Source organism: Desulfobacterales bacterium (assembly GCA_030066985.1).
Taxonomy (GTDB): domain Bacteria; phylum Desulfobacterota; class Desulfobacteria; order Desulfobacterales; family JAHEIW01; genus JAHEIW01.
Map to the genome: position 1 here is coordinate 34,070 of JASJAN010000059.1, position 21,075 is coordinate 55,144.

Annotated in this window: 23 protein-coding genes; 14 read left to right on the forward strand and 9 right to left on the reverse strand. The window is 48.2% G+C overall.

Going from position 1 to position 21,075, the window contains the following annotated elements:
• Positions 1 to 149: 149 nt before the first annotated feature.
• Positions 150 to 1,529, reverse strand: coding sequence for a dipeptidase (locus QNJ26_21150; protein MDJ0988064.1), 1,380 nt, complete (start codon positions 1,527 to 1,529; stop codon positions 150 to 152).
• A gap of 70 nt (positions 1,530 to 1,599) precedes the next feature.
• On the reverse strand, positions 1,600 to 2,076 hold the full coding sequence (locus QNJ26_21155) for a flavin reductase family protein (protein ID MDJ0988065.1): 477 nt from the start codon (positions 2,074 to 2,076) through the stop codon (positions 1,600 to 1,602).
• A gap of 190 nt (positions 2,077 to 2,266) precedes the next feature.
• On the opposite strand from QNJ26_21155, the gene QNJ26_21160 reads away from it, so the two are divergent.
• From QNJ26_21160 to QNJ26_21170, 3 genes are all read left to right on the forward strand, one after another.
• Positions 2,267 to 3,253: a TGS domain-containing protein gene (locus QNJ26_21160; GenBank protein ID MDJ0988066.1), complete on the forward strand. Its 987-nt coding sequence runs from the start codon at positions 2,267 to 2,269 to the stop codon at positions 3,251 to 3,253.
• A gap of 166 nt (positions 3,254 to 3,419) precedes the next feature.
• The gene (locus QNJ26_21165; protein MDJ0988067.1) at positions 3,420 to 3,707 is read left to right on the forward strand and encodes an antibiotic biosynthesis monooxygenase family protein; all 288 of its coding nucleotides are present in this window, start codon (positions 3,420 to 3,422) and stop codon (positions 3,705 to 3,707) included.
• 880 nt (positions 3,708 to 4,587) lie between these two features.
• Positions 4,588 to 4,950 carry a hypothetical protein gene (locus tag QNJ26_21170; GenBank protein MDJ0988068.1) on the forward strand — a complete coding sequence of 121 codons (363 nt, stop codon included), beginning with the start codon at positions 4,588 to 4,590 and terminating at the stop codon, positions 4,948 to 4,950.
• Between the two features lie 27 nt (positions 4,951 to 4,977).
• Here the strand turns inward: QNJ26_21170 and QNJ26_21175 are convergent, their stop codons facing one another.
• Positions 4,978 to 5,889, reverse strand: a complete 912-nt coding sequence (locus tag QNJ26_21175; GenBank protein ID MDJ0988069.1) for a hypothetical protein — start codon at positions 5,887 to 5,889, stop codon at positions 4,978 to 4,980.
• A 385-nt stretch (positions 5,890 to 6,274) separates the two neighbouring features.
• Here QNJ26_21175 and QNJ26_21180 point away from each other — a divergent pair, with 385 nt between their 5' ends.
• Genes QNJ26_21180 through QNJ26_21190 form a run of 3 tightly spaced genes read left to right on the forward strand, consistent with a single transcriptional unit; the run spans position 6,275 to position 8,722 of the window.
• Positions 6,275 to 6,859 carry a CsgG/HfaB family protein gene (locus QNJ26_21180; GenBank protein ID MDJ0988070.1) on the forward strand — a complete coding sequence of 195 codons (585 nt, stop codon included), beginning with the start codon at positions 6,275 to 6,277 and terminating at the stop codon, positions 6,857 to 6,859.
• 14 nt (positions 6,860 to 6,873) lie between these two features.
• Positions 6,874 to 7,965 (forward strand): hypothetical protein, encoded by a 1,092-nt coding sequence (locus QNJ26_21185; GenBank protein MDJ0988071.1) that lies wholly within the window; start codon positions 6,874 to 6,876, stop codon positions 7,963 to 7,965.
• Between the two features lie 16 nt (positions 7,966 to 7,981).
• The gene (locus QNJ26_21190; GenBank protein MDJ0988072.1) at positions 7,982 to 8,722 is read left to right on the forward strand and encodes a FliG C-terminal domain-containing protein; all 741 of its coding nucleotides are present in this window, start codon (positions 7,982 to 7,984) and stop codon (positions 8,720 to 8,722) included.
• Between the two features lie 188 nt (positions 8,723 to 8,910).
• Here QNJ26_21190 and QNJ26_21195 read toward each other — a convergent pair whose 3' ends face one another.
• Entirely contained in the window at positions 8,911 to 9,651 is a 741-nt protein-coding gene (locus QNJ26_21195; GenBank protein MDJ0988073.1) for a DUF4197 domain-containing protein, read from the reverse strand.
• 136 nt (positions 9,652 to 9,787) lie between these two features.
• Positions 9,788 to 10,690 (reverse strand): hypothetical protein, encoded by a 903-nt coding sequence (locus QNJ26_21200; protein MDJ0988074.1) that lies wholly within the window; start codon positions 10,688 to 10,690, stop codon positions 9,788 to 9,790.
• 26 nt (positions 10,691 to 10,716) lie between these two features.
• Here QNJ26_21200 and QNJ26_21205 point away from each other — a divergent pair, with 26 nt between their 5' ends.
• The 3 genes from QNJ26_21205 to QNJ26_21215 all read left to right on the forward strand — a co-directional run bounded on the left by QNJ26_21205 (position 10,717) and on the right by QNJ26_21215 (position 13,421).
• Positions 10,717 to 10,878, forward strand: coding sequence for a hypothetical protein (locus QNJ26_21205; protein MDJ0988075.1), 162 nt, complete (start codon positions 10,717 to 10,719; stop codon positions 10,876 to 10,878).
• Between the two features lie 382 nt (positions 10,879 to 11,260).
• Complete coding sequence (locus tag QNJ26_21210) at positions 11,261 to 11,722, forward strand: MFS transporter permease (protein MDJ0988076.1); 462 nt, start codon at positions 11,261 to 11,263, stop codon at positions 11,720 to 11,722.
• Between the two features lie 31 nt (positions 11,723 to 11,753).
• On the forward strand, positions 11,754 to 13,421 hold the full coding sequence (locus tag QNJ26_21215; GenBank protein ID MDJ0988077.1) for an ankyrin repeat domain-containing protein: 1,668 nt from the start codon (positions 11,754 to 11,756) through the stop codon (positions 13,419 to 13,421).
• Between the two features lie 136 nt (positions 13,422 to 13,557).
• On the opposite strand, the gene QNJ26_21220 is transcribed toward QNJ26_21215, so the two are convergent.
• Both QNJ26_21220 and QNJ26_21225 read right to left on the reverse strand, forming a co-directional pair.
• Positions 13,558 to 14,328: an ankyrin repeat domain-containing protein gene (locus QNJ26_21220; protein MDJ0988078.1), complete on the reverse strand. Its 771-nt coding sequence runs from the start codon at positions 14,326 to 14,328 to the stop codon at positions 13,558 to 13,560.
• 54 nt (positions 14,329 to 14,382) lie between these two features.
• On the reverse strand, positions 14,383 to 14,697 hold the full coding sequence (locus QNJ26_21225) for a hypothetical protein (GenBank protein ID MDJ0988079.1): 315 nt from the start codon (positions 14,695 to 14,697) through the stop codon (positions 14,383 to 14,385).
• Between the two features lie 373 nt (positions 14,698 to 15,070).
• Between QNJ26_21225 and QNJ26_21230 the strand changes: the two genes are divergently transcribed.
• The 3 genes from QNJ26_21230 to QNJ26_21240 all read left to right on the forward strand — a co-directional run bounded on the left by QNJ26_21230 (position 15,071) and on the right by QNJ26_21240 (position 17,592).
• The gene (locus QNJ26_21230) at positions 15,071 to 16,060 is read left to right on the forward strand and encodes a S1C family serine protease (GenBank protein MDJ0988080.1); all 990 of its coding nucleotides are present in this window, start codon (positions 15,071 to 15,073) and stop codon (positions 16,058 to 16,060) included.
• A gap of 50 nt (positions 16,061 to 16,110) precedes the next feature.
• Entirely contained in the window at positions 16,111 to 16,596 is a 486-nt protein-coding gene (locus QNJ26_21235; GenBank protein ID MDJ0988081.1) for an SHOCT domain-containing protein, read from the forward strand.
• A 402-nt stretch (positions 16,597 to 16,998) separates the two neighbouring features.
• The gene (locus QNJ26_21240) at positions 16,999 to 17,592 is read left to right on the forward strand and encodes a hypothetical protein (GenBank protein ID MDJ0988082.1); all 594 of its coding nucleotides are present in this window, start codon (positions 16,999 to 17,001) and stop codon (positions 17,590 to 17,592) included.
• Positions 17,593 to 17,603: 11 nt separating this feature from the next.
• On the opposite strand, the gene QNJ26_21245 is transcribed toward QNJ26_21240, so the two are convergent.
• Together QNJ26_21245 and QNJ26_21250 are read right to left on the reverse strand one after the other, a co-directional pair.
• A complete protein-coding gene (locus QNJ26_21245) occupies positions 17,604 to 18,161 on the reverse strand; it encodes a hypothetical protein (protein ID MDJ0988083.1) in 558 nt (185 codons plus the stop codon).
• Positions 18,162 to 18,202: 41 nt separating this feature from the next.
• Entirely contained in the window at positions 18,203 to 18,637 is a 435-nt protein-coding gene (locus QNJ26_21250) for a hypothetical protein (protein MDJ0988084.1), read from the reverse strand.
• 201 nt (positions 18,638 to 18,838) lie between these two features.
• On the opposite strand from QNJ26_21250, the gene QNJ26_21255 reads away from it, so the two are divergent.
• On the forward strand, positions 18,839 to 20,092 hold the full coding sequence (locus QNJ26_21255) for an FAD-dependent oxidoreductase (protein ID MDJ0988085.1): 1,254 nt from the start codon (positions 18,839 to 18,841) through the stop codon (positions 20,090 to 20,092).
• A gap of 81 nt (positions 20,093 to 20,173) precedes the next feature.
• A complete protein-coding gene (locus QNJ26_21260; GenBank protein MDJ0988086.1) occupies positions 20,174 to 20,971 on the forward strand; it encodes a sugar phosphate isomerase/epimerase in 798 nt (265 codons plus the stop codon).
• The last annotated feature ends 104 nt before the right edge of the window (positions 20,972 to 21,075 follow it).

The window sequence follows — 21,075 nt, forward strand, 5'->3', positions numbered from 1 at the left end:
CTTGTTAAAAAATTTCCAGCTTATAATGCCATCGCGCCATCGGATTTTCCGCGCTCACCTGCCGACTGAAGATCCTTCTGTCGTTTTCAAATACCGGTGTTAAAACCTTGGCAAGCCTGAAGACCCATATCCACGGGAGCGCAAAACAGTTACGTAAGTTTGATATCGCTTAGTTGCTCCAGCAACATGCCATAGGCCATCTGACCGCGTTCAAAGCTTTTGAGGCGCCAAAATTCATCCGGCCCATGGATGTTTTCATCCTTAAGACCAAAGGAGAAATTGACGGTGTAGGCGCCCAGTTCTTTTAGAAAAAGCCCACATACCGGAATGCTGCCCCCCATATAAGCGTAATAGGCCTGCTTGCCGTAAAGTGCCTTGTGAACGCTAATCGCCGCCTGATTTCCGGGATGATCGTGAGGAATTAAATACGGATCCGCTGTGCTCGGATTGGTCGTTACCGTCACTTTTACACCTGGTGGCAGGTGCTTGTCGATATGGGTGCCGATCAGTTTGAGGATGGTTGCCGGGTCCTGGTTGGGCACAAGCCGACAGCTGATTTTGGCATGGGCGGTGCTCGGCAGAACGGTTTTGACCCCCTCCCCCCGAAAACCACCCCAGATGCCATTGACCTCGAGGGTCGGGCGAATCCAGGCGCGTTCATAAGTTGAATAGCCGGGCTCGCCGAAAAGCGCCTCGACGCCCAGTTCAGCTTTGTAGTCGGATTCATCATAGGGAATTTCAGCGATCTGTGCTTTTTCCGTATCAGAAAGTGCTCGGACGGCATCATAAAAACCATCTACGGCCACCTTGCCGTCCCGGGAGTGCATGGAATCCAACAATTGTACCAGGGCGTGGATCGGATTCATGATCGTACCACCGAAAGTGCCGGAATGGGTATCGCTTTTGGCCGCTTGAACATCAACCTGCAGATTGCACAACCCGCGGAGTCCTATCATCAATGCCGGCTGATCTTCATCCCATTGACCGCCGTCGGCACTATAAATCAGATCACAAGCCAGTCGTTCGCGGTTGGCTGAAATAAATTCTGGCAGTTGCGGGCTGCCGATTTCTTCCTGGCCTTCGAAAAAGCATTTAACGTTGATCGGCAGTTGCCCCGCGCTGCTGAGCATCGCTTCTATGGCCAGAATCGGCACCAGCATGTTGCCCTTGTCATCCGAGGCACCCCGGGCATAAACCCGATCATCTTTGATCGCCGGCTCAAACGGCGGATGAGACCACAGATCCAATGGATCGACTGGCTGGGTGTCAAAATGTCCATAAATCATAACCGTCGGTTTATCGGCTGCATGCAGCCAATCCCCGTAAACAACCGGATGGCCGCCGGTGGGTAAGATTTCAACATTTTCGATGCCGGCAGCCTGCATGCGGGTGGCAACCCAGTTCGCTGCCTTGACAACATCTTCCTTGTGCTCTTTCAAACTGGACACACTCGGAATGCGCAAAAATGCCAACAGTTCATCTACGAACCGGTCCTGATTATCTTTTAGATAAGATTTCCAGTCAGCCATGGGTGGAATCTCCTTTCTGTATTAAAAACGAAACGTCCATCGTCTCCTATTCACAGTGGCGTTGTTCGGGTCAGTTTTTTCCCAGGTATATGCCATCGATATCCAGGGTCGTTAGCTGAGCGCCACGGGAATCTCCACTGCCGGCAGCAATCACTTCGCCGATAAACAGCGTATGATTACCAGGCCGGTAATGGGTTTTGAGCTCGCATTCCAGATAGGCCAGACAGTCAAGCAGGATCGGACAGCCTGTTTGGCCTGATGTCCAATTTAATGCGGGAAATTTATTTTTTACATCCGGTTGCTTAAACCGCGCAAGGAAGTCTGTTTGCGCCTCGGATAATATATGCAACGCAAAACCGCCGCCTTTTTCAATCAGTTGATGCGAGTATCGGTTAGGGTGAACTGCCGCCATTATGAGGGGCGGATCATATGAAACCTGCGAAACCCAGGAGGCGATCATGCCATTGATTGTTTCACCTGCTTTTGATGTCAAAACATAGATACCGTATGTCATTTGACCAAATGCTTCCATCCATTTCTTATCCATCGTTTGTGATCGCCCTTTCTGGTATTCAACCTTTTTATATAAGCTAGCTGTATATGCATAATCTTCAGACGGCTAAAAATCAACCGTTGAGGTTGCACTTGTGAGGAGCCGGTTGACTTTCTTTTCGAATTTCTTTAACGTGAAACGACACTGTTGCCAATAATGAAATACCTGCCCAGAGGTTATCATTATGCCAACAAACCTGCCGCCAGAATATTATGATGCCGAAAAGCGATTTCGTTCAAGCAAAACACCTGCGGAAAAACTCGCCTATCTTGAAGAGATGATCAGCATCGTCCCCAAGCATAAGGGGACCGACAAATTGCGTGCTGATTTACGCAAGCGGGTGTCCAAATTGAAATCGGCTGCCCAGGCCAAAAAAAGTCTCGGACGGCAAGAATCCGCCTATCACATCAACAAAGAAGGTGCCGGTCAGGTGGTGATCGTTGGCGCAACCAACGTCGGCAAATCCGCTCTGGTCGCACAGGTGACCAACGCCAGCCCTGAAGTCGCCGACTTTCCCCACAGCACCTGGAAACCGACCCCGGGGATGATGCCCATAGAAAATATTCAGATTCAACTGATCGACACCCCGCCGTTGAGCGCCGAATATGTTGACCCGGAAATGATGGATTTGATTCGCCGCTGTGAACTGGTACTGTTAATAGTGGATTTGCAAACCGATCCATGGCAGCAGCTCGAGGACTCGCTTGCTTTGCTGGAGGCGCAAGGAATTGTGCCCTTGCGGCTAAAAGATCGCTACAGAGACCGGCGCGGTATCCGTCCGGTTCCGTTTTTGATCATGGCCAACAAAAACGATGATGCGAGCACCGATGAAGATTTGGAAATTTTTCGCGAACTGCTTGCAGATAATTGGCCAATGATATCGGCTTCAGTCAAGACCGGCCGTAACCTGGACCAACTGAAAACAACCATAATAGAGCGCCTGAACATTATCCGGGTATACACCAAATCACCGGGTAAAAAACCGGATTTAACCGCACCCTTTGTGCTGAGAAAAGGCAGCACCATGGCTGATTTTGCCGGCAAAGTACATCAGGATTTTTCCCGCAATCTAAAGTCCGCCAGAGTATGGGGTCCGGCCGTGTTTGACGGTCAAATGGTGCAGCGGGACTATGTTTTGCAGGAAGGCGACATCGTCGAGCTACAAATTTAAAAATGGTTGCCGGCAGTGTGACAAATATAGTTAGGGATCCAATTCGCTTGTCGGTATGTCAGCAAAGCCATTGCAAAGCGAATCATCTTCAGTTAAGTAAAGAATTCAAGATGCATTAGCCGGAAAACATTGTATTTGCGGCAGTTAAAACCCAAAGGAGCCATCTATGACCGTTAAAATTGTGATTAAACGCAAGGTGCCGAAGAACAAAGAATCTTCATTACTCCCACTGATCAAGGCGTTAAGAATCGCCACAACGAAGCAAAACGGTTATATTTCGGGCGAAACATTAAAGCGCATCGACAAGCCTGGTGAGACGGTGGTCATCAGCACGTGGGAGTCGGAAGAAGATTGGAGTCGCTGGGTAAAAGACCCTGAGCGCATTCAGCTTCAGGAAAAAATCGATGTCTTGCTGGGTAAAGAAACCGAGTACAAAATGTACAGCCACTCCTAATCCTCAAATGGTTAACGGCTGGACCGATCATGTCATTTTCGTTTCTTTCTGAATGGTCTGGCTGGTATCCCGAAAGCAAATTTGCAGAGCGCTCATCCGCTGAAAGCACAAGTCCATTGGCGCACGCATCTGGCCGATCAGATCATATCCTGCCATCCCCCTGTCTAAAGTACAATGACAGGGGTTTTTTATTCCTCAAACAACATCATGCAAGCGCATCGCGTCATCTGAAATTGATTAGGATGACAAAAGGAAGACCAGATGATGAGCACCTCTTTGGCACATGCAAAAAAAGATGGGTGCGAGCAAAAAAACAGCAAGGTGTTACCTAAAGTATACACTGGTTTATATATTTTTCTACAAATGTAGTTGGTGCCTGATTGGTATTTTTATTTAACTATCTGAATTTAATATAGTTAAGGTTTAACGGGACCTGTGCGCATGGTTTTTGCAAATAATTATAGTGCCTGAGTTTGCCGCCATCATTGCAAACTGCAAAGGTAAAATCCCGTTGGTAACAGGAGCTGGTATGGATAAATATGATGTTATCGGTCTGGCGATTGCTATAATTGCCGTTTCCATCGTTTTATGGCACTAGCTGCTCGTTCGACTGACGGGTAACCGTTAATTACGGAAAATTGGTACGGGAATCGAGGCGATTTCCAAGCACTGCCCGCCGACAAGCCCATTGTGCAATATGAAATGAACCGTTTTTCCCACCTAGGCCACCTCTGTTTGTTGATCTGAAGCTAAGACCATCTAAAATCCAACCGTGAGATTTTAAAATTATAGTTGCTGTTTGTTCCCAAATAAAGGAATAATGCTTAGTGTCTTTTAAGTCTTAATGATTGCAACCTGCAGAGAACGGGAAACGGTTGGTATGAAAGACAAAACAAATTTCCGGTCAACTGCTTTTGACCAGGCCTGTCATGCCATTTTAGCGTCTTATCCTGAAGCCATCGGGGTGGCATTCAAATTTCTGGATTGCGGCTGTTCATTACTGTGCGGGGTTTCGGCTCAAGGGAATCCTCTCGGAGAGCTGGTCCATGTTTCCGGCCAACCGGTAAAAAAGGGCAAAAAGCCGCCCATATGTTTCAGATGTAAGAGAGACGGCGGGCTACCGCGTGTCATCTGGGAGGGTATTCACTGGCCCGGTGATGAAAGTGAACTGCCGGACAAAGAACTAAGACTGATGATCGGAAGAAATGTATTCGGACCGGCTTACATCGAAACGGATACTTAACACGGGCATGCATCTACGACAGTTTCCTCACTTGGCTCTTATCGGCCGGTACAGCCCCTCATGATACCATATTCTGGAAAACGGCTCTCCAGGCGGCAAGAGGGCGTTATCGAGTTCGGTGGCATCAATGTCGATCTCGGGCTGCTCATAGGCTACATCCCAGGGCTCGATCAGCACTGCGCCCCGATCCAGTGGAATCAAACGCGGAAAAACAACCCGTCCCCATGTCCGATGCGCCATTTGTCTTTGTAAATCATCCAGCGAGCCATATGCCAAAAGCTGCTGCAGTGTGACCAGCGTCGGTGGGCTCAGCGGCACCTGCCCGCTTGAATTGCCGGCCAGACCCTTTGCAGGACTGATCCACAGCCCGTCGGTCGTTTCACGCTGATCCGGCTGGCATTGCTGGTCGGCGGGCATGCATGCCACCCAAAATCGGGTATCGTAACGACGTTTCATTCGCACAGGGGTGATCCAATGGCTCCAGGGCATTAGAGCTGACAGCATTAGCGTCCAGCCCTGAGACACAACCAGATCGACAAACCAATCCTGTGGCAGGTTCTTCTGGCTGCGCAGTCGGGCCACCTGTTCAATATCCGTCCGGCTTTGATCGTTGCGCATGGCAAGAAAAACACCGGCTTCCTCTACAGTTTCGCGGATTGCCGCAACACCATACGCGACAATTTGCTCTGCAGTAAGGCTTCCACCCCCCAACCGATCACAAAGGCTTTTGACCGTTAGATCAACATGATTTCGCCAAAAGGTGTATTGCCAATCTGCCGGATCCAGAATACCGCCCGGAAAAACATAATGGCCGGCCATGAATCCGCTTTTGGCATGCCGTTTTAACAGATAAACCTGAAGCTCGGTCTGAGACTGGCGCGCCAGAATGACCGTGGCAGCCGGTAGCGGTTTGGGCGGAGATGGGGACTGATCTGACATGATGATAAGTGATTATGATGTTATAATAGATTCTATACCTTAAACAAAGAGGCTGTTATCTGTGACAAAACTATCAAATCTATGCAGACCAGTAAATGGCTTTTAGTGATTCAAGAGAATGAACCTGGAAAAAAAGTCCAAATTTTAAAATCGGTAAGCAAATTAGCGATGCATTAAAAAGTGCACCGCAAAGATATTCACAATACCTATGGCCGCTGGACGGTCATTTTTTGAGTTCAGGGCTGGTCAAGCGGGAATTTCGGTCTTACGTTTAGGCCTCTGACGGATGCAGATCTTCAGGCTAGCTTACGGGCACAAATCTGAAAAATTGAATAGCGTTTATGCGAGCAGAAAACGCAGCGGTTGACCGCAATAGGAGGAAAGCATGAAAAAAATAATGTTGCTATCTTTTCTATCGATCCTGATATCAGCCTGCACCAGTTTCGATATCAGCGATCATAATGCATCGATTAACGAGCCAAATCCAGAAATTAAGCGGGTTGCCGTCATTGATTTTGATTTCGCCAGACCCGAAAGGGGTAGAACGGATCGGGGGCGGATCACCCGGCCGATGAATGCCGGATCGATTATGGCAGATATCTTCGCAGAGCACTTGTTGGCCTCCGGTTTATATGATGTGGTCGAAAGAAGAAAAGTTGCCCGGATGATGCGCGATTTTGAAATTGATACCAGCGATATTTTTGCCACGGATACGATCAACAAAATGCAACAGGTGCTGAATGTCGATGGGTTGGTGGTTGGTGTGGTCATGGAATATGGTGACTGGCGCGGGAGACTCAACTGGGGCGGTGTGGTCGGCTTCAGTGCCCGGCTGGTTCAGGTCGACTCCGGATCGTTGATATGGGCCGCCAGCGCCAACCGTGACATGGCCATGACCAATTCCACGGCAATCGCCCATGCCGCGTCTGAGGATGCACTTGAAGACCTTATTGCCAAAATCGGCAGATGATTAAAATTTAATCGATGCGTGAAATATACTCGATAACCCGCCAGGTTTTGCACAATTGCGACATTTCGGATGCGCAGCACGCCGGACTGTATTCCACCTGTGGTTTGGCTCTGCGCTTGCGTGACCTTTATAAGTGGGAGCATCAATTAAGTCCCTGGGAGGAAAAAGACACTTCTGAGATTTTGGACTGGATTGGTGAAAAGGAAACTCTCTGGGAAAAACTGGCAAATGCAAAACACAAAAACATCGAGATACGGGACCAACAATACGATTTGTTTGATACGTCTGCAATCAATGCAATCCTTGAGCCCCAGGGCCTATTTTACGGCGCCGGATATGCGTTTAGCCTTAAACCCACTTTTTTTCTGGCTGAGATCGAAAACAAACGCACAAACAATGGATACAGCGTCTATACGCTTGGCCGCGAACTGGCCCGCGATTTGCTGACCCTGCCCGCCCTGACGCAAGCACAACAAATCCTGTTGCGAACCGATTCCGCTCGATTGTATTTGTGGGATCAAATGGCCTACATAAAAAAATCGGGTCGACCCGCCTTACGGTTTGCCCTCGAGCACTGCGGGCTCAAAACCCAAGATCCAGCGACAATCAGGCAACACCTGCCTGTTATTCTGGCGGCGCAAACAGACAATTATATATTCCATGAAATTGGAGAACTCAGCGATGATAGTTTTAAACCCAATACTTGGCGCGAAATGATTGCCGACTTTCCGCATTCACCGGTTGAGCTGCTTGCCCGCGGGCTCAAGGACTTACTGGCTGACACGCACCCAAGCGGGACGCTTCACCATCTGATCGAAAATCGCAATATGGCCGGTCTTGGATTATATGTCGCTTTTTTGGACGGGATGCTCAAAGAATTGTTCCCCCATCTGCGTCCTGCATTTAATCACTTTACCAAATCGCAGAATTGGTCTATAATTAAGGAGGTTACATTAGAAAGTCACCATGATGCCAAGCAAATAGTGTCCGAAATGATGGCTTTGTATCAAACCGGTAAGCAAAAAAACCGGCTTCAATGGGCCAAAGATCAAATTGAGCAACGCCTGTTCGAAAAAATCAAACAAAAGGAGCTTGCAAGCGCATAAGATCAGGAAATTCTAAATGAATTATGATGCTGAGTTTTGCCAACAGATCCGTGTAAGTGAAGATGAAAAAAGAGAGTGCCTGTCGCTGATCAGCGAAATTCTACATCTGGCCACCAGTGCCCGCAATTATGGCCTGCTGTCATTTGGTAAAGAAGCAGAGGAAAATTCATCTTTTCTGCTGCGCAAAGGGCTTCAGCTGGCTTTGGACGGTGTCAAAAGCCAGACGGCCAGAACAATATTGGAGCTTTACATCTTTACTGCCAATTATACCGGCAAAGATCTGCTGGAGCGCTGTATCATTCTTGAAGGCGTCATCGGAATTTTGGATGGGATGCACCCCAAGCTGCTCAAAGAGCTTTTGGTGTCCTTTCTCGGAGAATCCGGCCATGACATTTACAAGGATGAATATGAGCCGCTGGAAAAGGAAAAACTGGACATCTATCTGAACAAAGTGAAGGATCAAGCGGCCGCATCAACATCAGCCACTGAGTTGTGTGACCTCATCAAACCGCTCAAAGATACAGTGGTTAAGCGCTTCTTACAAGTTATCAATATCGACGATCTGGCCAAGGTCATTGTCCGCCTGGACGGTGGCATTCAGACCAGATTGTTTGAGAGTTTGCCGGAACGCGGGGCATTTCTGCTGCTGGATGCCATTGAACAGCTCAATACGGTTCAACCACATGAAATCGAGGAGGCCCAGGAAAAGGTCGTCGCCATTATCGACGAGCTGAAAGATCAGGATTGGGCCCATTGACATATTATGTTCACGTTGATGCCTAAAAACACCCCGCCGAACCATCAGTGCCGCAGAACTGACTGAAATCTATCAGAACAATTCCGACAGGTTTTTACAAGCCACGTAAAACTAATTTATAAATGCATCTTGCCCCAAGGACCGGCACAACGACCTAAACGGGCCCAACCGGCAAACCTTTTGATAGCCTATTGGCCGGCGAATACTTTCTGGAGCAGATCGGTAACCCGGGCAGTCGGCTGGGTGCGGATTTGCCTCTCCTGTTCAGCCAGCATTTTAAACAGCCCATCCAAAGCCCCATCGGTGACATACTGATCTAAATCAAAACTGGCGCTTTTACCGAAGGGCATGCTGGTGATCTTGTCGCTTAACTCCTGGTAGGATCGGGTAACCCCCACCTCACCCATGGCATCTTTTACGATGGGTTTAAAAACCTCCTGCAGCCGATTGGAGGTTTTATCCTTAAAATAAAGGGTCGCTTCATTATCACGTCCGTTTAGAATTTTTTGGGCATCATCAAAATTCATATCGGAAATGGCGTCCCAGAAAATGGATTTGGCCTCGGGTGCTGCCCGCTCGGCAGCCCGGTTCATGCTCAATTCGAATGCATCTATTTTTTCGCCATAACCGGCGGCTCTGAGCCATTTATCTGCTTTCTCGACGGATTCGGGTAGTGGAATTTTTATTGCCGGATTCTTATAAAATCCATCCGGCTGGGATACGAGCCCCACTGCTTTTTCAGTGCCCACCTGCAGCGCTTCTTTAAGACCCGCTGTAATTTCATCACTGCTGAGCCCACTGGCAGATCCGCCCAATGTTTTCTGCGCCTCCTTGGCCATATCTCTCAAACCGGCAGCAAAGCCAAACTGAACGCTGAAAATCATCAACGCGATAATTGTCACACTGCCCTTGTATCGAAAAATATTCATAGGATGCTCCTTTCGAATTTATACGGATCGGGCAATGTCGTTTGAATGCACGCCAATATCTGAAAGTTGTGACCGGAATACATCAGGCGAGAGCAGCCATTGGTTGTGCGGTCGCGCCATTTACCCGTTATACCGACTATTGGGTGTTTTCAGCCTCGGCCGCCGAACCCTGCGTATCGGCGGTATCTTTCGTATTGGCCATTGCCCGAATCTCATTCAAACGTACTTTTAGCGTATTGATCTCATCGGCATTCGCTGCAATCGTTGCCTTAAGGTTCTGGTTCTCGGCCATCAGATTCTGGTTCTGATTGTTGGCCGCCTGCAGTCCAGCATTTTGTTTCTCGAGCTCTGCTTTTTCATTTGCGCAGACTTGAGCTTGCATTTCATATTCCCGCTTTTCGGCGAGGAGCCGATTATTTTCGCCACCGACCTTCTGCAAGTCAGCTTTTTCTTTCTCCAATCGGGAATTGGTTTCTGCTAAAAGAGAGATGTTGGACTTCAATTGCTCATTTTCAGCAGACAGGTTCTGCACCTGATCGATCTGGGAACGCAGGGTAGAATTTTCCTGTTCCGTGCTGTTTTTAGCCTCAATCAATGCCTGAATCTGATCGGTTAATTCCAAATTTTTCTCAGTTGCTGATTTATCGGAGCTGAGGGCCGTTTGCAGGGCGGCATTTTCCTCCTGCAGCGATTTTATCTGCATCTCAAGGTTTTGGGTGCGATCATCTTCTGCTTCTGCCGGCGTTGTTTCTTCCTTGGCCACTTCTGCCGGCGGTGTTTCTACCTTTGCCACTTCTGCCGGCTTTTCTGATTCGCCGCTTGCCGGCGTCGCTTGAAGCGCAGTTGCCAACTGAGTTTCAAGATCGCCTTGGCGTGCTTCTAAGTCCGTAATGTGCTGGGCGGCCTCTCTGAGGAGTGCCGGAAAATCCCGCTCCTCGCCATCTGTGACCCCCCAGATGTAATAGCCGGCAATGACACCGCCGCAAAATAAGATCAGCACCAAAACGCCGATGAAGATGATTGTGTTTTTGCTTGTCATAATTATCCTCCCCGCAAGATGATTGTGTGGTTAACCAAACAGTTTCCGGCACAGAGCGGCTGCCGGCCTTATTTGACGCCAACTATTTTCGAAGCAAGCGGCTGCTGTCCCTAAAGAGCAATATGGGTGCCATCGGCTCATCCAGCATCGGCAAAGCATCGCAGCTCCCATCTAACAAATTGAAATGATTTTGAATATGAAACATACTTCACAAGATCTCTTGCTTTTAGAACCATGAAGATAGGGGGGCAATTCCCCCATCGCAGTGCGGGTTATAGCGCACACTCATCCTGAATCCGCTTGCTCATATAGCGCCGCCCAATGAATATCAAGCACCTGACAGCTGATTATTTTGCGCTAACTGGCATCGTTTGGGTCTGAGCAGATGATATAACCGGCCGCGACACCCGCAATCAAGGAACGTTAATCCAAATTTAAAATTCTAAATAAATTACTTTGATTATTAAGCCAAAAAAAGAATTGTCAAGAAGATCTCCGCTGTATAGAATGCGACAAGATTCGATGGTTGCTATTGGTGATAAAAAGATAACTTAAATCTGGCGTCGGAATATGCACAAAAAACGCACCGAAATTGTGATCCCCAAGGAAAAAGCGGTATTCTGGCTGGATAAAAACGGGCGCTGGCACAATGCACACGGGGAGTTTGAGCATAAAAAAATCATCGATTATTTTCATGCCGCCATCAGAAAAGACGCCCAGGGATATTACCTTTACCAGGAAAGAGACAACATTCTGGAAAAGGTTTATTTTTATTACGAAGACACGGCACTGTTCGCAGTAGACTTCGTCAAAGACCCTGAACCCACCTTGATCCTGAATACGCATAACCAGATCGCACTAAAACCGAAAAGCCTTTTCATTAAAAAGGACAGCCTGTATATGAAGCACGGCACAGAAACCATCAAGTTTACCGATCGCGGGCTTCTGAAAATCTCGGATTTGATGGAGTGTGAAGACGAAAAATACTTTGTCAAAGTAAAACATAAGAGATACAAAATACCCGAAAAATAGCAACTTATTCTTTTTCAGCCAGGGGGCCAAAATGAAATTGTTAAATATAGGGTGCGGGCTGGTGATGATCTTATTGTTGTTTATCGGATGCACCACAACCGGCTCTATGAAGGATCCGCTGATTGAAGCCGTTGAAAGCGGCAATCTGGACGAAGTGAAGCTGCAGTTAAAAATGAGCTACGGCGGCGCCAGGCATATGCGTGATAAAAATGGCAAGACTCTTTTGCATCTGGCAACTGAATACGGACATGCGCCTATTGTTAAATACCTTCTGGCAAACGGGATGAACCCGGACACCATCGACCGGATCGGGGATACGGCCCTTCAGATTGCTGCTTACAATGGTTATGCGGATATTACCGAACAATTGTTAGCGGCCGGCGCCAATGTCAATACGGCCAACACTTATGGCATTACCCCGTTGCTAAATGCACTGTTTAATCAGCAGTATGATATTGCACGATTATTGGTTCGCAATGGTGCGAACATCCATTCCAAAAGCGTCAATGGTAGCCCCCCTTTACATGTGGCCGCCAAAAACGGGAATCTGGAATTCGTCAAATTCCTAATCAATCAGGGTGCCGATGTAAACGCCAGCGGGCAATTCAGCTTCAAGCCTATTCACTTTGCTGCCGAATATGGTCATCTGGCAGTGGTTCAATACCTGGTATCCAAAGGTGCTGATGTCAATGCCAGGGATACTTACGGCCGGACCCCTTTACATGAGGCCATTCAAAAAGGCCACCTGGAAGTGGTCAAATTTTTAATTCAAAACGGTGCCGATTACAGGGCACGCGATCTGCAGAACACCACACCACTAAAGCTTGCCCGACGGTCGAAAAACAGTGAGATCGAATATTTCATCACCGGTCTGTTTGTTGACAAAGTGCAAAAAAAAGCAAGACCCGTAAGCCCCAGCAGTGATTATTCAGCCAGCGGACGAATAAAACTGCCACAATCGGATTCACCGGTTGCGGCACAAAAAATTGATTTCGGCACTTATCACGCCCTGGTCATCGGCAATAACGACTACCAACATTTACCCAAGCTGCAAACTGCTAAAAGCGATGCCAATGATGTCGGCCGTATCTTGAAAAGCCATTATGGCTTTCAGGTTCAACTGCTTTTAGATGCGGATCGCAGCCAGATTCTGGTAGCACTTAGCCGCCTCAGGTCACAATTAAGCGCAAGAGATAACCTGTTAATATATTATGCGGGCCATGGTTGGCTGGACAGAGAGGGCGATGAAGGATACTGGCTACCAATTGATGCCCAACTGGCGAACACCGTTAATTGGGTGTCAAATTCATCTATCACCACGATGTTAAGGGGGATGAAAGCGAAACATGTGCTCATCGTAGCCGATAGCTGTTATGCTGGCAAGCTGGCCAGAGGTCTGCATACGATTAAAAAATCACGGGACTACCTTTACCGCATTTCAAACAAAAGAGCCCGATCGGTTTTATCATCGGGTGGACTGGAGCCGGTTGTAGACAGCGGTGGCAGCGGTCATCATTCGGTTTTTGCATCCGCTTTTATGACCGCGTTACTGGAGAATACCAGCATAATGGACGCCACCCAACTTTTCAGCACCATTCGGCGCCCGGTAATGCTCAACTCAGATCAGACACCGGAATATTCCGATCTGCGCAAAGCCGGTCATGAGGGCGGAGACTTTATTTTTGTCCGCAAAGAGTAATCTTAAGTCCACCATAAAATCCATCTTTGCGGGTTGTCCGGTTGAGTCCGCCTCCGGCGGATTGAGCCCGTTAGTATGGAATGCTATCGGATTTTATTTTTTCGGGCAAACGGGCTGAACCTTTTCCGATGGATTTTTAGTTGCAGGGTGGTGCGGTAACCAGCAGCTGAAATATGCCGGTATATTGTTTTTCCACAGCCCACTTGGAAGCTGTTTTGCCCTGATCGTCGACAGCGCGAACATCAGCACAGTTTTCCAGCAGGATTTGAACCACTTTTTCATGGCCGCGCTGAACAGCGAAAATCAGAGCCGTGTTATTGGTCTTGTCTTTGAGGTTTACATCGGCGCCAAGCGCAATCAACTGCTCAACGACCTCAGAATATCCACCGGCCGCTGCAAAAATCAGCGCACTTTTACCGCTTCGGTCCGTAAGATTGATAAACTCAGGCGGGGCTTGCATGTCTTGAATTAATCCTTGATGGCCGTTTAAGGCTGCGAACATGATGGCAGTGGCACCGGTATTGTTTTGAGTCTCAATTTTTGCACCGTTCTGCAGTAATATCTTAGCGATTTCACGGTAGCCAAACTGGGCTGCCATCATCAGCGATGTCCAGCCAGCGTTTTCCTGGGCGTTTGGGCTGGCACCCCGGTTGATGAGCTCTTGGACGATATTTTCGTGGCCTTCGTAGGTGGCTTTCATTAGGGCGGTCCAACCATCCAAATCTTTTGCCTCCACCGGTACGCCCTTTTCCAGTATTTTTTTTACGGTATCGATTTCGCCCAGTTCGGCAGCGCTGATAAGCTGTTCAGATAGCTTTCCGGCGCTCACACGCTCATTTGAAAATAGCATCAATCCGCACAAGGCGATCAGGAGCAAAACCAGGGCCTTTTGGCGTGACAGTTCCATATTTCCCCCGAGCTGGACCGCAATTTAAAAAAGCAGACGATATGATCAACAAAATTAGGTTTTACGAGATTCTTCCGGACAGCACTCCTGGATTTCCTTCTCTAACTTCTTTGAATAATCCTCTAGTTTAGACTTTGCGGTTTCAAGTTCTTCTATAATTTCAATCCGTTCAAATTCACGGGCTTCAACTTTAACCAGCATCATACCGAAAGATTCGGCCAATTCTGCCAGGATACTCGGATACCGGCCTTTCTTTGACAGTTCAAACAGCCGTTCTGAATCTTCTTTGTCGTATTTGCCGGATGCAATTTTTTTACAGCAGGAATTCAACATGTCAAATAAATCAAGGTAATAACGCTCAAAATCCATTATCTTTTTTCCTTTCATCCTAAACGCAAACGAACCGGCGTTATCCATTTTTGATTCATAAATCAGAAAAAGTCAGTAATAAATATTTAATATAGCGTCTTTTCGGAAGACACGCAATATTGAACACCTCATTAATACCAACTAACACTTGCGCATTTCTCGAGGCACTTGTTTGCAAAACGATTCCATGGGATTATATTGGTAGGTGACGAACCATGTTGCAATTAGGACGACATATTGCACTGTCTTCTGTGGTGTCTTGATCTCAAAAAAGACCCGCTAAGAAAACCGCTATGGCCTCAAGTTCTATCTATAGCTCATGGTGTATCCGCAGGCTGACTTCAGGCGCCCAGTGCAGTAATGGAGTTGGATCATGCAAAAAAAAATAATAAGCCAATCTTTATTTGTTGTATGTATATTGGTTTTGAGTGCTACTGTTTGCGCTGAGCAAACACCTGCCGATATCCTTAAAGCAATCGTCAAGATCAAAGCCACCGTCCCTCAGGATGCCTACACGGCTCAGATTCTGGGAACCGCACGCGAAGGAAATGGTGTGGTCATTGATGAGAGAGGTCACATCCTCACCATCGGGTATTTGATCCTTGAAGCTGAAACCATTGATATCTATAAAACGAATGGCGATCCGATCAAAGCCGATTTCGTGGCGTATGACTATCAAACCGGTTTTGGCATTATAAGGGCGTCAGCACCGATGTTCATCGACCCCGTTAGACTGGGTCAGTCCGACCGGTTGAAAGCGGGCGATCCGATTTTGATCGCCGGATTCGGTGGCTCAGAAGCGGTTCTGGGCTCACGGGTTGTCTCGCGCAGTGAATTTGCGGGCTATTGGGAATATCTGCTTGAAGATGCCATCTACACAAGCCCGCCTTATCCCAATTACGGTGGTGCCGCCTTAATTGACCGTGAGGGACAATTGTTGGGAATCGGATCCATTTTTACCCAACTCAATATCGCGGGACTTGGCGTCATTCCCTGCAATATGTCGGTTCCCATTGATCTTCTCAAACCGATATTGGCAGATCTGCTTGAAACAGGGCGTTCTTCAGGACCCCCTCAACCCTGGATAGGCGTCCATGCGAGTGAAACGCATGGACGCGTTTTCATCATTCGGGTAACGCCGCAAGGCCCTGCTGCAAAAGCCGGTATAAAGGCCGGTGACATCGTTGTGGCGGTAAACCAAAAACCGGTGAAAGGACTGGCGCAGTTTTTCCGGCAGATCTGGGCAACAGGGCCCGCCGGTGTGAAGGTCTCTTTGAGCATCCTGCAGGAGACGCAGGTACGTGATATCGGCGTGCTATCAGCCGACCGCTACCGATTTCTAAAAGTAAATCGACAGCGCTAACTAGATGAGTCGCAATCAACTACAGCATCACTGCCCAAGGACATAGCCACATGAAAAAAGAAAGCGGAGAACTCTTCAGAGGCATATTGCTGGCGCATCTTGTCTTATTTTTACACCTGCTGTTCATTATTGGCCTGGGGATTGTGATTATTTTTTTCCGCGGTGTTTCTCAATATATGCTCTGGATATTTCTGGGGCTAACAGCTGTGTTCATCGCCTCTGGATTTTTCTGCTACCACTTTATTAAAACCAAAGGCCGGCAGACGCTTAAGGATATCGAAAAATCTGCTGTTTTTAAAAACAGAAATGTTGAAGTTCGGTTTCTAGGCGGAATGGCCTCCTTGAAGGTCAGTCAGCCTGGCGGCGCAATGGCAATTGAACATAACCCCGCAGAAATCTCAGATCCGCAGCATCAGCTGGAAGATCCGGACACGCTTCAAATCCGTGAACTGGAAAGATTGGCCGACATGCTTGAAAAAGACCTCATTACGCGTGACGAGTTTCTGATCGCCAAGAAAAAACTCCTCAAAACCTGAATCTCACCTCATTTTGCATACCAGCACCAGGCGCAACGGCAGCCAGTATAATTGCAATTTTTAGTTGCTTGGCAGCCAGCGGATGAACCATGGTCGTCAGGAGGATAAAGTAACATACCAAGGGGTTCATACGAAAAAAGCGATGAGGATTGATGACGTTCTATCCTGCTTTTATCGCTTTCACATTTTATTCCTTGCAGAAGGAATTTTGCTAAACCGGACTTGCACCTGAAGCCATCCATCATTACACAGCCTCGCTGTGTTGAGGTCCGTTAAAGCGCGGCCAAGGATCTGGCAAAAATGGAATTTAAAGGTGTCGGTTATATTTGACTAATTGCTTGAAAGGCGATACTTTAAACACATCTGATTGGTCCTATTTCGGCATTCATAGAGGGGTAACCCATGCGTAAGGCAATTTTTCTAATATGGATTGTGGTTGGGTGTCCGGCAATCGGCAGCCATGTCTATGCCGCTGAACTTAAAGATGGCTTTTTTGGAATCGAATGGCAAGCCAACCTGTCTGAGCTAGGCGGGTTTAAAAAGGTTGGCGAAAATTTGAATGTCACTTATTTTGCCAATCCGCAGCGTGTGTTCACCATCGATGACGTCAAAATACCGGATGTGCTTTACGGTTCCTATAGCAATAGATTTTTTGCTGTTTATATCAATATTGAAACCATCGAGGTGTTCAGCCATCTCAGAAGGGGTTTCAACAGTAAATTCGGTGTGCCCCGCATATCCATGGGCAGACCCGCGCAACAGACCACCTACCAATGGAAAACGAAAAAGACAAAAATCAAACTGAAAACCTTTGAAGATAGAAATAACATGAAATTGGCTTTGTATTACACGCCGCTGTCCAGACGAGTAAATGAATCGCAGCAAGAAGCCTTTGCCGAAAATTTCAGAAACCCCATGTTTCCGCTCGACGATCGCAGAATGCAACAGGCAATTGATTTTATGGATGAGAAGCGTTCGTTTATCGGTCCCCGCTAGAACAAATCATCCTAAGGCCCTGTGCCCTCCTGTGATGCCAGCTGCACCCGTTCCGCAATTTCATTGAGGATCAACTCGATTCGCGCCCGCCGGATTTCCATTAGTTCTTGCGGCAGCCACTCTGAGGGAGCAGGCAGCAATGCCTGGTAAATAATGGGCATCATAAATCCCAGCACCACACCCATCAAAATCGCGGTTGCAATAATACCGGTCGTGTATCTTAGGTAATTGCCCTTTTCGAAAAAAAGGGTCGGTCGCAGCACCATCAACAAATATGTGACACCGGTGGCCAGCAAAAAAAGAAATAGGACTTTGCGGTCCAATCGTTTTTCCATCCGCTTGTTGTGTTGATATTTGAGTTTTTCCAGATTGCTTTTAAATTTCACACAATCCTTTGCACGATGCCATCTGAATGCCCGTTCGGTCCATTCTTCACAAAATTCTTCGTGCTGCTCGATGGTGGGCACAAAAATCATATCAGCGGTAATGCTCATCAGGTAAAAGAGGAAGCCACCGATCAGCATGTACAGTAACAGAAAAAGCTGTAGGTGTTTTTCAATTATATTCATTGTGTCCGCACCCGAAGATGGACGGTTGCGGGATGGACCCGTCAGGGATTACTGGGATCTAGGGCTTCGCTTATCCGTCTTTCCAGTGCTGTAACACGGCGTGTCAGCTTTCGGTCGCTGCCGGATCGTTTTAGCCGCTCCATCTGGTGGATTAAATCGACAATCAAAACCCCCTGCTGCGCATGGGCCTCAATCACTACATGGGCCGTATCCCGCCATGAACGCACCCTGTAAAAATTGACACCATCGATTAATTTTCGGGGATATTTGGCAGCCAGCTGTCTGCTGATACCGGCGGCCGCTTCAGCCGGCAGCGCCCAAATGTGCCTGCGATCATCCGGATCCATAATCCCCAACAGCTCAATATCTGAATTAGCGGGGCTTGTGGCCGATAACGGCAGGCTAAGACCCAAAACGCCGATCATCAAAACCAGCAGCGCGGGTAAAACCAAGCTGAAAATTGATTTTCTTTTCATAAGTCGATCCTTTCATGATGATGGTCCGCAATTTTAATGTGCACAATATAACCGTCTTTTAACCATTCGTCACCTGTATGGCCGAATATTTTATGGATAATATCCCAAGACGGCATCGATAACCGCCATCGGTCTGAGTTGACACATCGGCCCCATTTTCATATGGTTAAAAATTCCAATCAGCAGGAGCGTGTGTCAAGCATGGAAAAACACAGTGATGTTTTGGTTATCGGTGGCGGCATTATCGGGCTGGCCAGCGCCTATTATCTGGCCAAAACCGGCCAAAAGGTCCGTCTGTTGGAACAGGATCAGATCGGCGCCGGCGCCTCTAATGGCAACTGCGGTTTAGTTGTGACCAGCCATCTGGTGCCGCTGTGCGCCCCGGGAACCATCCGCCAGGAAACAAAGCGCTGGCTGAAGGGACAGTCCCCTCTCTACATTAAGCTGGCGTTGGATATGAAACGGTTTTTGTGGCTATTTAATTTCGCCAGAAAATGCAACCCCACCCACCTGACCCACGCCATCAGCGCCAGAGAACAAATATTAACCCATTCACGAGCGCTGTTTTCAAAACTGTTCACACAGGAGTCAATTGATTGTGATTGGGAAGAAAAAGGCGTTCTGATGATCTTCAAATCACAGGTGGCGATGCAAAAATATGGCACGATCAACCCTCTGTTAAAGCCGTATGGTCATGATGCCGTATCTTTGACCGGTGACGAGCTCTTTCGCCTGGAGCCGGCGTTGCGCAAAGACCTCTATGGTGCCTGGCTGCATAAAACAGATGGCCATCTGCGGCCGGACAGGCTGATGCCGGCCTGGCAGCAGGTTTTAAAAGCACAGGGCGTGGCCTTTGAAGAAAACTGCCGATTGGACACCCTGGTTGCCGAAAATCGGCATATTCAAAAAGCGCAGACGACCGGTGGTTCTTTTACGGCGGATACATATGTACTGGCCACCGGTGCCTGGACGCCACAGCTGACCCGGCAATTAAACCTGAACCTGCCGGTTCAACCCGGCAAAGGGTACAGCCTGACGATGCCCCGGCCGGCAGCCTGCCCCGAGATTCCGTGCTATTTTTATGAAAAAAGTGTTGTGGCGACCCCCTGGAATAGCGGTTTTCGGTTGGGCGGCACCATGGAATTTTCAGGCTTTAATTCCAAAATTTATACCCGGCGAATTCAAAATTTGACAGCTGCCGCCTCAGAATACCTGCAAGAGCCCCTTGATCAGACGTCGATGGAAGAATGGGTCGGCATGCGCCCCATGGTTTATGATGATCTTCCGATCATCGATCGCGCCCCCAACCACCCGAATCTGGTCATCGCCACCGGTCATGGGATGTCGGGCATATCCATGGCCACCAGCACTGGAAAGCTCGTGGCAGAAATCATTACCGGACATGAACCGCATATCGATCCAGCCGCTTTTAGTATTCGACGATTCAACACCTGAGTCCGGCAGATGTTACTGACTCTCCCCGGAAAAACGCACATACCGGGGCTCAAAAGCCATCAAAAGAATGGATGAGGGCCGATGCAATACGGCGCAATGAATTTTCCGATCAAACCGATCATCGATGAACTGACGGATATTGCTGATTTGGGATTTGATTATCTGGAATTAACGATGGACCCGCCCCAGGCCCACTACAGTACCCTGCGGCAACAACTACCGGAAATCGTCGGTGTGCTCAGAGCCCAGCACATGTCCGTCATCTGCCATCTGCCGACCTTTGTATCCACTGCCGATCTCACCGACAGTATTCGGCAGGCATCGCTGCAGGAGATGTTTCACTCGCTCGAAGTCGCAGCGGAGCTGGGAGCCAGCAAAGTTGTTTTGCACCCTGGCCACATTGGGGGATTGGGAAGCTATGTCATGGAAACCGCACTGGCCCATTGCAACCATAGTCTGGCGGCCATCATCGAGCGTGCACAAGCCCTCGGGCTTTGTGTGTGTCTGGAGAACATGTTTCCCCGATGCCGGGCGTTTGTTGAGCCGGATGATTTTGTCGACATCATGCAGCGTTTTCCGGATCTTAAACTCACCTTGGACACCGGGCATGCCAATATCGGTGCCCAGAGCGGTCGTCGCATTTTAAGGTTTATCAAAAAATTCGGCCCTCGTATCGGCCATCTGCATGTCAGTGATAATTTCGGACAGCGGGACGATCATATCCCCCTGGGCAGCGGTGCCATCGATTTTGTCAAAATTGCGCAGGCTATTAAAAAATGCGGCTACGATGATACGGCCACGCTGGAAATATTTTCAGAAGACCGCCAGGCGCTGGTTCAAAGCAGGGATCGGTTTGATGAGATGCTAAAAAACAGCTGAGGCAGATCGTTAAAAGAACAGAAACATGGTTTCAGTGTTTCCGCCGAAGGCGGATCAGGTGTCAGGCCGTTATGTGTCAACTCGAAAACTAAAATTTTCATAGG

Coding starts and splice junctions, on each gene's coding strand:
- QNJ26_21150 (MDJ0988064.1), bottom strand. CDS start 1,529: ATGGCTGACTGGAAATCTTATCTAAAAGATAATCAGGACCGGTTCGTA.
- QNJ26_21155 (MDJ0988065.1), bottom strand. CDS start 2,076: ATGGATAAGAAATGGATGGAAGCATTTGGTCAAATGACATACGGTATC.
- QNJ26_21160 (MDJ0988066.1), top strand. CDS start 2,267: ATGCCAACAAACCTGCCGCCAGAATATTATGATGCCGAAAAGCGATTT.
- QNJ26_21165 (MDJ0988067.1), top strand. CDS start 3,420: ATGACCGTTAAAATTGTGATTAAACGCAAGGTGCCGAAGAACAAAGAA.
- QNJ26_21170 (MDJ0988068.1), top strand. CDS start 4,588: ATGAAAGACAAAACAAATTTCCGGTCAACTGCTTTTGACCAGGCCTGT.
- QNJ26_21175 (MDJ0988069.1), bottom strand. CDS start 5,889: ATGTCAGATCAGTCCCCATCTCCGCCCAAACCGCTACCGGCTGCCACG.
- QNJ26_21180 (MDJ0988070.1), top strand. CDS start 6,275: ATGAAAAAAATAATGTTGCTATCTTTTCTATCGATCCTGATATCAGCC.
- QNJ26_21185 (MDJ0988071.1), top strand. CDS start 6,874: ATGCGTGAAATATACTCGATAACCCGCCAGGTTTTGCACAATTGCGAC.
- QNJ26_21190 (MDJ0988072.1), top strand. CDS start 7,982: ATGAATTATGATGCTGAGTTTTGCCAACAGATCCGTGTAAGTGAAGAT.
- QNJ26_21195 (MDJ0988073.1), bottom strand. CDS start 9,651: ATGAATATTTTTCGATACAAGGGCAGTGTGACAATTATCGCGTTGATG.
- QNJ26_21200 (MDJ0988074.1), bottom strand. CDS start 10,690: ATGACAAGCAAAAACACAATCATCTTCATCGGCGTTTTGGTGCTGATC.
- QNJ26_21210 (MDJ0988076.1), top strand. CDS start 11,261: ATGCACAAAAAACGCACCGAAATTGTGATCCCCAAGGAAAAAGCGGTA.
- QNJ26_21215 (MDJ0988077.1), top strand. CDS start 11,754: ATGAAATTGTTAAATATAGGGTGCGGGCTGGTGATGATCTTATTGTTG.
- QNJ26_21220 (MDJ0988078.1), bottom strand. CDS start 14,328: ATGGAACTGTCACGCCAAAAGGCCCTGGTTTTGCTCCTGATCGCCTTG.
- QNJ26_21225 (MDJ0988079.1), bottom strand. CDS start 14,697: ATGGATTTTGAGCGTTATTACCTTGATTTATTTGACATGTTGAATTCC.
- QNJ26_21230 (MDJ0988080.1), top strand. CDS start 15,071: ATGCAAAAAAAAATAATAAGCCAATCTTTATTTGTTGTATGTATATTG.
- QNJ26_21235 (MDJ0988081.1), top strand. CDS start 16,111: ATGAAAAAAGAAAGCGGAGAACTCTTCAGAGGCATATTGCTGGCGCAT.
- QNJ26_21240 (MDJ0988082.1), top strand. CDS start 16,999: ATGCGTAAGGCAATTTTTCTAATATGGATTGTGGTTGGGTGTCCGGCA.
- QNJ26_21245 (MDJ0988083.1), bottom strand. CDS start 18,161: ATGAATATAATTGAAAAACACCTACAGCTTTTTCTGTTACTGTACATG.
- QNJ26_21250 (MDJ0988084.1), bottom strand. CDS start 18,637: ATGAAAAGAAAATCAATTTTCAGCTTGGTTTTACCCGCGCTGCTGGTT.
- QNJ26_21255 (MDJ0988085.1), top strand. CDS start 18,839: ATGGAAAAACACAGTGATGTTTTGGTTATCGGTGGCGGCATTATCGGG.
- QNJ26_21260 (MDJ0988086.1), top strand. CDS start 20,174: ATGCAATACGGCGCAATGAATTTTCCGATCAAACCGATCATCGATGAA.